Origin of the sequence: Seonamhaeicola sediminis, from assembly GCF_004358095.2 — a bacterium.
Classification (GTDB): domain Bacteria; phylum Bacteroidota; class Bacteroidia; order Flavobacteriales; family Flavobacteriaceae; genus Seonamhaeicola; species Seonamhaeicola sediminis.
Window position 1 is genome coordinate 211,186 of the sequence record NZ_SMZJ02000005.1, and the last position, 12,822, is coordinate 224,007.

At 34.2% G+C, this 12,822-nt stretch carries 9 protein-coding genes; 1 reads left to right on the forward strand and 8 read right to left on the reverse strand.

What is annotated here, in order from left to right:
- Positions 1-17: 17 nt before the first annotated feature.
- Positions 18-1,034: a LacI family DNA-binding transcriptional regulator gene (locus E1J38_RS10505; RefSeq protein WP_133356505.1), complete on the forward strand. Its 1,017-nt coding sequence runs from the start codon at positions 18-20 to the stop codon at positions 1,032-1,034.
- A 73-nt stretch (positions 1,035-1,107) separates the two neighbouring features.
- On the opposite strand, the gene xylE is transcribed toward E1J38_RS10505, so the two are convergent.
- The 8 genes from xylE to E1J38_RS10545 form a co-directional block, all read right to left on the reverse strand.
- On the reverse strand, positions 1,108-2,523 hold the full coding sequence (gene xylE, locus E1J38_RS10510; protein ID WP_133356506.1) for a D-xylose transporter XylE: 1,416 nt from the start codon (positions 2,521-2,523) through the stop codon (positions 1,108-1,110).
- A gap of 9 nt (positions 2,524-2,532) precedes the next feature.
- Positions 2,533-3,840 (reverse strand): xylose isomerase, encoded by a 1,308-nt coding sequence (gene xylA, locus E1J38_RS10515; protein WP_133356507.1) that lies wholly within the window; start codon positions 3,838-3,840, stop codon positions 2,533-2,535.
- Between the two features lie 11 nt (positions 3,841-3,851).
- Positions 3,852-5,336: a xylulokinase gene (locus E1J38_RS10520; protein ID WP_133356508.1), complete on the reverse strand. Its 1,485-nt coding sequence runs from the start codon at positions 5,334-5,336 to the stop codon at positions 3,852-3,854.
- Positions 5,337-5,725: 389 nt separating this feature from the next.
- On the reverse strand, positions 5,726-6,979 hold the full coding sequence (locus E1J38_RS10525; protein ID WP_222428241.1) for a glycoside hydrolase family 88 protein: 1,254 nt from the start codon (positions 6,977-6,979) through the stop codon (positions 5,726-5,728).
- Positions 6,980-7,381: 402 nt separating this feature from the next.
- Positions 7,382-8,011 carry a tetratricopeptide repeat protein gene (locus tag E1J38_RS10530; protein ID WP_222428242.1) on the reverse strand — a complete coding sequence of 210 codons (630 nt, stop codon included), beginning with the start codon at positions 8,009-8,011 and terminating at the stop codon, positions 7,382-7,384.
- Positions 7,999-9,279, reverse strand: a complete 1,281-nt coding sequence (locus tag E1J38_RS10535) for a tetratricopeptide repeat protein (RefSeq protein WP_133356510.1) — start codon at positions 9,277-9,279, stop codon at positions 7,999-8,001. Before E1J38_RS10535 ends, E1J38_RS10530 begins: the two co-directional genes overlap by 13 nt.
- Complete coding sequence (locus E1J38_RS10540; RefSeq protein WP_133356511.1) at positions 9,255-11,465, reverse strand: urea transporter; 2,211 nt, start codon at positions 11,463-11,465, stop codon at positions 9,255-9,257. Before E1J38_RS10540 ends, E1J38_RS10535 begins: the two co-directional genes overlap by 25 nt.
- A complete protein-coding gene (locus E1J38_RS10545) occupies positions 11,465-12,814 on the reverse strand; it encodes a type III PLP-dependent enzyme domain-containing protein (RefSeq protein ID WP_133356512.1) in 1,350 nt (449 codons plus the stop codon). Before E1J38_RS10545 ends, E1J38_RS10540 begins: the two co-directional genes overlap by 1 nt.
- Positions 12,815-12,822: the final 8 nt, after the last annotated feature.

Here is a 12,822-nt window from a genome sequence, read left to right on the forward strand (position 1 = left end):
CATTAAAAATTAAACGTGTGAAAAAGAGAATCACGCTTAAACATATAGCCAACCAATTTGACGTATCCATTGCTACGGTATCTAAAGCTTTAAGCGATAGTTATGAAATTAGTGCTAAAACCAAAGAGAAAATTCAGCAGTATGCTAAAGAACATCATTATAAACCTAATAGTGTTGCTTTAAGTTTACTCAATAAAAAAACCAAAACTATAGGAGTAATCATTCCTAATATCATGAATAACTTTTTTGCAAAGGTTTTTGTTGGTATTGAAGAAAAAGCTACCGAAAAAGGCTATAGTTTAATTTCTTGTATTTCAAACGAATCATACGAAAAGGAAGTTAAAACTATGGAACTCTTAAAAAATGGTACTCTAGATGGTTTTATTTTATCACTTGCTGAGGAGACCCAAGAAAAAGAACAATATCAACATTTAATGAACACCATTAATGAGGGGGTACCTATGGTTTTGTTTGACCGTGTAACTGATGAAATTGCTTGTGATAAAGTTATTGTTGATGATTTTGAAGGGGCGCGCAATGCTACCATTCATCTTATAAAAACAGGGTGTAAACGTATTGCTTTAGTTTCAGTAATTGATAATTTGAGTGTTGGGAAACTAAGGGCAAAAGGCTATGAGAAGGCTTTAGTTGAAAACAATATTGAAATAGACCAAAAATTGATTGTAAAAATAGGGAAACGCGAAGATTTTGAAACAGCTATGAAAATTGTATTGTCAGATAAATCTATTGATGGCTTATTGTGTTTAGAAGAAAGTTCTGCCGTACAATCTTTAGAAATTGTAAAACGTATGGGGTATCTAATTCCTGATGAGATGTCAATTATTTGTTTTACTAATGGCAAATTGCCTCAATATGTAACACCTAGAATAACTACTATTAGCCAACACGGTAAGTACATTGGAGAAATGGCTGCCAGCATACTTATTGACCGATTGGAAGGAGGCTCAGACAAACCGTTTCAAACCAAAGTTGTCAAGACCAGTTTGATTGAGCGGGAAAGTACTAGGAAATGATTAGCCTAAATAATTAATAAAAAGGTAAAGCCTAAAAGAAGAACTTTTAGGCTTTACCTTTTATGTTTTAAAATTATTTTTTCTTCCAGATATTTTCCATTTCTTCTAAAGTTTTACCTTTAGTTTCAGGTACAAATTTCCAAACCAATAAAGCCGCAAGGACTCCCATAATACCATATATCCAATAAGCGAATCCATGATTGAATGTTTCTAATAAATACGTGTTTTTATCCATCATAGGGAATGTCCAAGACACCAAATAATTAGAAATCCATTGAGCAGCTACCGCAACGGCTAGTGCTCTACCTCTAATTTTATTAGGAAATATTTCAGATAATAACACCCAACAAACAGGTCCCCAACTCATAGCAAAACCAGCAACATAAATGAGCATGAATATAAGCGCTCCTATACCTACGGATTCTAAATAAAAAGAAGTTCCTAAAGAGAACATGGCAAACGCCATTCCTACTGCACCAATAATCATGAGCGGTTTTCTTCCGTATTTGTCTACTGTCATAATTGCCAATACCGTAAATAATAAATTAACCGCACCAACTATAATAGTTTGTAGTAAGGCCACATCAGTTCCAGAGCCCATGCTCTTGAAAATCTCAGGTGCATAATAAAGCACCACATTGATTCCAACAAACTGTTGAAAAACCGATAATAAAACACCTATTACAATAACTGTTATACCGTATGAAAATAATTTTCCGGAGTGGCTCACCACCGTATTTTGAATTTCACCTAAAATCTTTTTGGCTTCAGCAACACCATTAACTTTTGTTAAAACATCTAAAGCTTTTTCTGGTTGAGACTGTAATACTAAAGACCTTGGTGTATCTGGAACCATAAATAACATTATTAAGAATAATGTAGCAGGAATAGTTTCTGAGGCAAACATCCATCGCCATCCAATAGTATTAAGCCAAGAATCATCGCCTTGTTTTGCTATAAAGTAATTTACAAAATAAACCACCAGCATACCAAAAATAATAGCAAACTGATTCATAGAAACTAATTTTCCTCTTATTTTGGCAGGAGCAATTTCAGCAATGTATAAAGGAGAAAGCATGGATGCTAACCCTACACCTATACCACCAATAATTCTATAAATAATAAAAATGTAAATAAAGGTATGATCTGCCTCTCCAATTGGTTTTACTATCATTTCTGGCATTGCAGAACCCAAAGCTGATAACAAGAATAAAATGGCCGCCAAAATTAATCCATTCTTACGACCAAATTTTTTACTTATTATACCTCCTGAAAGTCCACCAATAATGCAACCAATTAAAGCACTGGAAACAACTAATCCCAGACGAGAATTTGCAGCGGTTTCTTCTAATCCAAACGGTAGTACAAAGAAATGTTCTAATGAACTTACAGTTCCAGAAATAACAGCTGTATCATACCCAAAAAGCAACCCTCCTAGAGTAGCTACAAGAGTTAGTTTAATTAAATACTTAGAATTAGTTGTTTCCATAGTGTGGTCTTATATGTATTGGTTGATAATATTTTCAAATAATTCTTGCTTACCACTGGTTAATGGTAATTCGCCATTTTCATTAGCAATGTCATAAAGTGCTTTCATATCTAATTTCCCTTCTTCAAATGCTTTACCTTTTCCAGAATCAAAAGAACTATATCTTTTAGTTCTCAAGTTTTCATATTGTGACGAAGATATGATTTTATCTGCAGTAATTAAAGCACGAGCAAACGTATCGGCACCACCAATATGAGCGTGAAATACATCTTCCATATCTGTAGAATTCCTTCTGATTTTAGCATCGAAATTAACACCACCACCTTGTAAACCACCAGCTTTTAGGAATACCAACATAGCCTCTGTAGTTTCTTGAATGTTATTTGGGAATTGATCTGTATCCCATCCGTTTTGGTAATCACCGCGGTTGGCATCAATACTACCCAACATACCGGCGCTAGCAGATACCTCTAATTCATGCTGGAATGTGTGTTGTGCCAAAGTAGCATGGTTTACTTCAATATTCATTTTGAAATCTTTATCTAAACCATACTCCTTTAAGAATCCAATAGCTGTAGCTGCATCAAAATCATACTGATGTTTCATAGGTTCCATTGGTTTTGGTTCTATAAAGAAGGTACCATTAAACCCTTGACCTCTGGCATAATCTCTTGCCATGGTTAGAAGCTGCGCCATGTGGTCTAATTCACGTTTCATATCCGTATTTAATAACGACATATAACCTTCACGTCCACCCCAGAACACATAATTTTCACCTCCTAAAGCAATCGTAGCATCTAAGGCTAATTTTATTTGAGCACCGGCTCTAGCAACTACATTAAATTCTGGATTGGTAGCTGCACCATTCATATACCTAGGATTTGAGAAGCAGTTAGCAGTTCCCCAAAGTAATTTTTTGCCTGTTTCGGTTTGTTTTTCTTTTAGGTAATCAACAATAGTTGCTAATCTTTTCTCAGACTCTGCAAAGGTGGGAGCTTCTTGAACCAAATCATAGTCATGAAAACAGTAGTAATCAAAACCCATTTTAGAAATAAACTCAAAAGCTGCATCGGCTTTATCTTTTGCCGCTTGAATAGGGTCTGAAGCTTGATCCCAAGCAAAGTTTTGTGTTCCAGGTCCGAATGGGTCTGACCCTTGCCCACAGAATGTATGCCAATAAGCAATGGCAAACTTGAAATGCTCTCGCATAGTTTTACCAGCGACCACTTGATCTGGATTATAGTATTTAAATGCTAAAGGGTTATCAGATTCCTTTCCCTCAAATTTAATGGCATCAATGCCTTTAAAATATTCCATGTTTTTAATTTTTATTTATTGTTTAGTATAATTTCTAGTTCATTTTTCCATTTGTTGTAAGCCTTTTGAAAAGGTTCTTTGTTTTTCAAAGGTGTAAAAGTCATGACGTGATCATTTTTAGTAATTTTTTCTCCGAATTTCTTAAAATCTCCATCTGTTAAACCTGCTGCTCTTGCAGCACCAACCGCACCTGTTGTGTTGTAAATTTCAATTTCATGACCTATTAAGGTGGCAACTGTATTTGAAAAGATTTCTGCTCTAAATAGGTTATCGTTTCCAGCTCTTATCACCTTGATTTCGGCATTATCATTTTTTAAAATTTCCATACCGTACACAAATGCAAACGCAATACCTTCTAGAGCAGCTCTACACAAATGTGCGTTATTGTGAAGATTTAAATTGAAGTTTAAAAAATGAGCCCCTATGTTTTTACTATTAAGCATACGCTCAGCACCATTACCGAAAGGAATAACTGTAACACCCTCAGAACCAATGGGAGCCTCAGCCGCCTTGTTATTCATGGCTTCATAAGAATTCATACCAATATTATCCTTCAACCAACGATACATGATTCCACAACTATTAATACATAATAATTTGCCAACAGTGGTGTTTTCTGGCGTATAATTAACATGAATAAAATGGTTGATTCTAGAAGATTCTTTCGACTTTAATGTGTTGGTTACAGCATAAACCACTCCCGATGTTCCTCCAGTAGCAGCCACTTCGCCATGGTTAAATATATTTAAGGACAAGGCATTGTTGGGTTGATCTCCAGCTCGATAGGTAACTGGTACACCGGCGGGAATACCCGTTTCCTCTAAAGCCTTTGCGTTAGTAACCCCTTGATTGGAAAAATTATCTACAATGTTAGGTGTTAGATCTTTATTAATGCCGTAATGATCCAATAAAGATTCAGCTAAGGAATCATTCTTATAATCCCAAAGGATACCTTCGGAAAGGCCATTTTTAGTTGTGGTAATTTCACCTGTTAATTTATAGGCGATGTAGTCTCCAGGGAGCATAAATTTATAAATCTGCTCATAGATTTCAGGTTCGTTATCTTTTACCCACTTCAATTTAGAGGCCGTAAAATTTCCTGGTGAATTTAATAAGTGTTTTGCACAGAAATCTTCGCCCAAACCTTTATGAGCCTTTTCGCCAATGTGAACTGCTCTACTGTCACACCATATAATAGAATTTCTTAATGGTTTTCCATCACTGTCCACTATTACCAATCCATGCATTTGATATGAAATACCAATACCTGATATTTTTGAAGTATCAGCATTGGTTTCTGCTAAAACTCTTTTAATAGCTTTACAGACGTAAGTCCACCAAAGGTCTGGGTCTTGTTCTGCCCAATCGTTTTGAAGGGCCTGAATTTCCATTTCGGTGGTTGGTTCGTTTAAGGTTAAAATATTTTCGCCAGAAGCTGCATTTACAAGTGCTACTTTTACTGAGGAGCTACCTATGTCTAATCCTATGTAATACAAATTTTTAAATTTAATTTTGAGAATTTTGAACTTGAATGGGGGAAGTGTTCAAAATTGATTTTATTCCAATGTTTAAAAGTATCTATTTATTAGCAATATTTAGGTAAAAACTATAAACTAAATGTAAAGAGAGAACTTATTAACGATGAAATTTTATACTCTAAATAAAGATAATGCATAAGCAAAATACCAATATTATCAATGTATTGGAATGTGTTGACTGTTTTAGAAGATTTATAGCATAAGTTTACTTAAACCTTTAAGTAAATTTATGGCATTGGTAAGAAGCAAGAAAAAAACTCCAATCAAAAGATTGAAGCTTTTAGCACCTCAAATTATTTTTTTATAAAACTGTATAGTAGACTTACTAGCTTCCTATATCCAGAAAATCATGATTCTTCATTAAGAGCAATATACCTTAATAGTGCCTCGATATAATAATAATCTGTGTAATTAATAGGTGAATCTACTTCAAGACCACGCGGATGGAAGCCAACACTATGTTTTAGAATGAAAAAATTATTATCACCAGTTTTAGCCAAATATTCTTCACTTGAAAGTTTAGCAAGAATTTTTTCAGCAGCCGTGTAATAGGTAGTCTTATTTGGTTCTGTAACGTATTGACTTAACTCAAGAAAGCATGAAGCCATGAGTGCCGCCGCAGATGCATCTCGTTCTGCATCTGGAATGTTTGGAGCATTGAAATCCCAATAAGGAATTAGGTCCTCGGGTAGATTGGGATGGTTTAAAATAAATCCCGCGATATTTTCAGCTTGCTCCAAATATTTTGTGTCTTTAGTTTCTCTATAAACCATAGTATAACCGTAGAGCCCCCAACTTTGGCCTCTGGCCCATGCCGATGAATCACTAGTACCTTGAAAGGTCCCCTGCCAACGAATACTACCATTTATGGTATCATAATCTACAACATGATAACAGCTATAATCTTCTCGGTAATGATTTTTAATAGTTGTTGTTGCATGTGTAGTTGCAATATCATAAAACTCCTTATTGTTGGTTTCTTTGGCTGCCCAAAATAACAACTCAAGATTCATCATGTTATCAATTATAACAGGGAACTGCCAACCCATTCGTGCGCCCCAACTCCACGAAAGTGTGGTTTTGGTTACTGGGTTATACCTGCTAGCTAGCGTTTTGGCTCCAATTTTCAGAATCTCCTTATATTCTTTATTGCCAGTAAGGCGAAGACCATTTCCAAAGCTACAGTATAGCATAAAACCAATGTCGTGTGTGCCAGTATAGGTTTTAATGGTATCTAGAGGAGCATTTGTAGTCTCAGCCATTTCTCTAAATTTTTCCAGACCCGAATAATCGTATAAATACCAAAGTGAACCAGGGAAAAATCCACTGGTCCATCCAGTGGGAGGTGTCCAACGGGTCCTTCCATCTTCATGTGTACTGGTTGGATATTTGGCTCTATCTGAAATAGAATTATACATTAGTTCATACTGTACCAAGGCTGTATCTAAAGCTTGTTTTGCTTGTTCTACAGAAAACACTTGTCTTTTTTTAGAGGTAGTACAACACCCTAACATTAAAATAAAAAAGGCAGCAATAGCACATTGGAATAAGTTCTTCATTTTTACATTGTTGTTAAATCGTCCTAAAAATAATAAAATCATGTTATTGGTGTGAGTTTTCTTTAAAGTAGTTAGGTGAAAACATAAAAAAAGGACAAGCCTATGAAATAGATTTGCCATTAGAGTACCAAAGGCGGGACTCAAACCAGTTACCTTCGGGTTATGAGTTCTGCGTTCTTATTTTTTTTAACCTCATTTACTGGGCTTAAGGCTTAAAAACCCTTCTTTTATAAAATCATTTTGCTAAACTCTGGATTCTTTTAGAAAATTGTATTTCTACCAATTTCCAAAACCCTTGAAATATCATTAATACCAAAACTATTTACCATTAATTTATAGATTACGATTTCTATTGTAGAAATATATACCCTAATTTGATGTACTACCTAACAGATAGAACTTAAAATTCATTGAATGATAAACATCTCAATTTTTTACACGTAATTAACTACTCGCCAAAGCAAGGCCATCAGTCGCTGACGCATCTTTTGGTTTGTTGAGCAATACTTTTTGAAACAAATCTTTTGCTTCCTTTTTATTACCAAGCTTAAGCTTTGTCCAAGCATAGATTAACAAGCCATCATAATCAAATGGGTATAAATCTACAATTTGTTTAAAGTAGGCTATCGCCTTGTCATATTGCAAGCGGTTATAATAAATGGTACCCAAATAATACATGGCTTTTGTATTATGAGGTGAGTTTTCTAAAATTTGGTTGTACACCACTATAACCTCATCCCAACGTCCTAAAGCAGTTAAAGGGAAAATATAGCCAAATTTAGGTTCGTCTGCATAAGGCATCAGTTCCATAGATTTTTGATAAAATGCTATAGATTCGTTAAAACTACCTGCCATATAATTTAGCCATCCTAAGCGTAAATTAATTTCATAAGTATCTTCTTGGTATACCGTTTTAAGTTCGTTGATGGACAATTGAAAGTCGCCATTGGCTTCTAAGGTATAACTTTTTCTAAAGGCGTCTTGTAATTCTGTAAAATTCTGCTGTGCAACCATATAAGACGTTCCACAAAAGGCAAATATGCCAATGACTATTGTTTTTCTTAAAGTACCCATGTGATTGCTGCTGTTATATTTTGTTGATTAAATTCGAAGGTTTTTGATATTATTTCAAAATTACCATCATAATAATTGGATTCCATGTTCATAAATGAATAGCTTACTTTTAATACTAAATGTTTCCCGAAATATTTAAATGAACCACCAAATTCGTTTAATGCGGTTGCCGGTTGATTGTAAACTATGGCTCCGTTGTTGGCAATAAAATTATTCATATTGCCTACGGTTCCAAAACCAGTTAGTGCGATTTTATTTAGCGTTACTGCCAGACCTGCTGTAAAAACCATGTTAGATTCCGAATCTTGACTTTTGTATTGTAGCGACCCAAAAGGCACCACTGATGTACTTCCTAAAGGATATACCGACATCGCATAACCCATTTGAAATTGATTAAAACCATTTAAATTAGAAACCGACATATTGATACTGTTTATAATTAAATAGGACGCCTTAGTTATCGCACCACCAAAAACCATATTGTTATACTTAATTTTTGAATCTGATGTTGCTGTATTCAGATTATCGTAATCTCCAAAAATGGCATTTAAATAGGTGTCTAAATACCATCTGTTACCAAGTGCAATCGTAACGTCACCATAATAGCGATATTCCATTACTTTATAAGTTCCATTTTGTAAAACACTCCCTATGTTTGTTTGCTTTACAGAATTAGCAGGCACCAAAGTAAACTGATGAAATAGATTTAGTCCTTTTGATATGGGATGACTCATACCTAAAGAATACATTTCGTATTTTTCAGGAATAATACGAAAATGATCTGTCTGTCCATTAGCATTTGATTTTAACTGCGTATCGTAATCTAAATTGTTAGCTGCCAAAACATTAAAGCTAATGCTACTTACAACAGGCAAATCGAGCTTTATTTCATCTTTTAATGCTTTTGACATTTTAGAGTAAAATAAACGACTTTCCATTTCTAATCCGCTATAACGATAGGCCCAATACAAATAGTCTTGTACCACAACGTTTTTTGGATCTAAAGCATAGGCTTCTTCTAAAAACCGAATGGCACTAAACATTTTATTTTCTTTAAAATACGCTATTCCTATTCTTACTTTTAAGTAGTAGAAATCAACTCCCTCTGCTATAGATTGTTTTCCCAATGTTATAATTGGTTTCCAATCTTGTTTTAAAAATAAGGCATAGGTCGTACTATCTACATCCTTAATAGATAATGGCGTTTTTTGTGCATTGGCGGCTGCTACAAACCACAAAAGTACTATGCATACAAAGTATTTTTCCATTTTAATATTATTTTGGATTTTTTGGAAGTATCACAGTGTATATTAATTTCTCTGTTTTTATGTACTACTATTTCTGACGAAAAAAGTGATACCTTGTGATGACCTACTATTTTAGACTTCAATTCAATTTTTTCAGAATTAAAGGTTTGTTCAGGTTCTATGTATGAAAGATTATAATTTCCTTTTAAAAAAATACCGAAAGGCACTAAAAAATCTTGAATGGTTAACATAGGAAAGCGGTATAAATGATGTACTGGAAATCTGGTCGCCACCGAAAGGTCAGAATGCTCACTTAAAACCACTTTATACAAACTACTATAGAAATAAAACAAGGCACTTTTTTTAGAACCTATATAATTTAATGCCGAAAATGTTTTACCATTATTTTCATAATATAATTTTGCATTAGTGTTTAAACAATTTAAAAAGGATTGGTTATAAATATCAATTTCATTTCTTATTGTAAATAGTACTGGCTTGTTAAATGCATTAGCCATACTTAATTGAAACTCATCTCCCGGACTCCATTTAAAAGCCGATTGTAAAATTGGCGAGATTGAAATATTTAACAATGTATCCTGTTCTTTTGGAATCCCTTTTTGAACAAAATTTAACTTAGATACATTATCTACTAAATACTCTGATAAAGGCCAAAATAATGTTGCTCCTCCAATTTTTGAAGTACCTTGTAATTGAAAATGCAAATGCGGATACGGCGAGCGTCCGGAATTGCCGCATTTACCAATATACTGTCCTTCAACCACAACATCTCCAATATTAACGTCTATAGAGCCCTTTTTTAAATGACTTAGTTTTGAAAATAAATAATTTTCGTGTTGCAGCACAACCGTATTCCCCCAATTTTGCAATGTGTTTGTTGCTCCTATTTCATTATCTTCAACCGTGTTAAGTACATTAACAACAGTTCCTAATGCTGGTGCCACAACAGGCTTATCATAACAGTAATAATCAGTTACCAACAAACCCTCTCCACTAAACTCTTTACTTGAAGCCTCGTCTTTAATAATAAAATCCCAAGCAAAACGGAAAAAGTCTTTATGGGTATATTTCCCATTATGTGCTTGATTCACCGTCCATTTTCCCATAAAAGGTAACCGAATTGGTACTGTAAATGCTGCATATTTTTTAGCCGGCTGACTGTCGAATAAATAAGCATTAGTTTCGGGGTTTTTTAGATGAACCAGCGTTAAAATTGGTCCCTTTGTTTGATCATAACGAATTTTTAAGGCGTACAATACACCAATCATTATCACATTAAAAGGTAAAGAGTATGCCGATAATTCAAAATACATAAAAAGACGATCTGAACCTATTGTAGTTACAACCAATACTGGGATTAATAACAAGCTCAACAAAAAAGATTGTCGTGATGGAATTAAAAAATAACCACCAATCGCAATTGCCGAAAGAATAAAATTAAACCCATAATAGGTGTAATTTAAAGAACCTGTATACATTCCTAAATAGGAATACATTCCATAAGCCACAAAAAAGCCAACTAGTGATAACAGAAAATTCACTCTAGAATGAATTAACAAGCCTAATGATATCAGTACTCCGGATAGTATATTAAACTGAAAGAAAATAGCGCCAAGAGACAAAAAATAGGTATCAAAACCTGTGTCTTCAAAAAAGGAACTTAAGCCTTCCATCACAGAAACGAGTACATCTCCACCCATTTTAAAATACATATTAGATGGGTATAATGTTTCCATATTTAATGCCACATTAGTAAAAGATGGAAATGCCAAAAGCAATAACCACATGCCTACTAAAAACGGAATACTTAAAAAGGGTATACCGTATTTAGCAAAAATTCCCATAAAAAACACAGCACTAAAAAAGGCAATAGCTGCTCCTGCAACAATAAGCAAAAGGACTTCTAATCCTGGCGCAAAATAAGTGCCAATACCTAATCCCACTAATAAGGCATTAAAACTGTACAGTCCTTTTTCTGTTGTGATTTCTGAATAATCAAATAGTTGAGCTAAAGCAATGGCTGTTAAAACAGCAATTAAACCGCTTAAACCTGTCCACCATTCTATAAAACTAACTACTATTAAAATTGAAGCTAAAATTTTATTTTCTGTAAAAAAAATTTGAGAATAGCTCGTTAGTGTTGCTTCTAAAAGAAATTTACTTTTTTTTAATAGCTTGTCTTTCATTAGTTTTGAAGGTAATCGGGTACTAATTCTTGTCTTCTGAATACTTCTTTGTCTTCTTGCTTTCTAATTAAATGCACTTTTTCATGTTGATCAATTAAAACAATATTTGGTCTATAGGTTATAAACTGCATCCACTGTGTCATGGTATAGGCTCCCACTCTTTTAATCACAAAATGGTCTCCTTTGTTCAGCATCGGAAAATCAATATTTTTTCTAACGATATCGATATTCATACATAAAGGCCCGTAAATGGTCGTTGGTTCAGATTGATAACTAGATTCGTGAACCGGATAAATTTCATGATCATACCAAAACGACGTAAACATTAAATTAACGCCTGCGTCTATAACCATCGATCTTCGTCCGTCGGCTAAACGTTTATTTGCCAATACGGTTCCTGCCAACCAACCAGCGTCATCAATTAACGCACGGCCAGTTTCTAAAATAAGTGTTGGTGTTTCATTATTTGGAAAATTGGCAGCTGTCATAGCGGTTGTAATGGCATGAGCATAATCATCAAAACTAGGTGTAGTATCAGTGGCTGGCATATAAGCTCCTTGTAAGGTGTTTTGAGATGCGAATCCTCCACCAACATCTATGTAACCTATGCTTTTTTGAAAACGATTATAGGTTTTATTAGCTAAAGCTGCTAACTTTTCAATGGCAACTGCATAAGGTTTAGAAATGGTAATATAGGTACCAATATGAACGTGTAAACCTATAAAATCCATCTTTTTGCTAGACAAAATACGGTTGATGGCATTCCAAGCTTCTCCGTTTTCATAATTAAATCCGAAACGATCCCATTGTGGAATAATACCAGTATCCATGTTCACACGAATTGCAACTTGTGGCCGTTCTTTAAGTTGATCTGTTAAACCTAAAATCATGTATAATTCATCAAAATGATCAATATGAATAATAGATTTGTTGTTGATTGCTTTTACTAAATCTTCCTCACTCTTATCAGGACCGTTAAAAATTATTTTATTTCCAGGTGTATTGTTGTCTATCGCTTTTTCATATTCAAATCCTGAAACAACTTCTGCCCAAGCTCCTTCTTGATGAAAAATTCGGCATACTGCATCTAAATAATTTGTTTTGTAAGACCATGCAAATTGTACTTTTGGGTAGCGCGTGGAAAACGCTCGATATGCATTTTTGTAGGTATCTCTAATCGTTTTTTCTGAGAGAACAAACACAGGCGAACCATATTCTTCAATAAGACTGTCAATCTCTACATTATCAATGGTGCTAATTGGTCGTAACCTCTTTAAACTTCCAAATTTATTGGGAATACCTTCTACTACTTTTCGTAATACTGGACGTTCATATATTCTTTTGTTCATCTTATTGA

Bases quoted from the DNA above. Each gene is read 5' to 3' on its own strand.
- xylE (WP_133356506.1), bottom strand. From the start codon at position 2,523: ATGGAAACAACTAATTCTAAGTATTTAATTAAACTAACTCTTGTAGCT.
- xylA (WP_133356507.1), bottom strand. From the start codon at position 3,840: ATGGAATATTTTAAAGGCATTGATGCCATTAAATTTGAGGGAAAGGAA.
- E1J38_RS10525 (WP_222428241.1), bottom strand. From the start codon at position 6,979: ATGATTTTATTATTTTTAGGACGATTTAACAACAATGTAAAAATGAAG.
- E1J38_RS10530 (WP_222428242.1), bottom strand. From the start codon at position 8,011: ATGGGTACTTTAAGAAAAACAATAGTCATTGGCATATTTGCCTTTTGT.
- E1J38_RS10535 (WP_133356510.1), bottom strand. From the start codon at position 9,279: ATGGAAAAATACTTTGTATGCATAGTACTTTTGTGGTTTGTAGCAGCC.
- E1J38_RS10540 (WP_133356511.1), bottom strand. From the start codon at position 11,465: ATGAAAGACAAGCTATTAAAAAAAAGTAAATTTCTTTTAGAAGCAACA.
- E1J38_RS10545 (WP_133356512.1), bottom strand. From the start codon at position 12,814: ATGAACAAAAGAATATATGAACGTCCAGTATTACGAAAAGTAGTAGAA.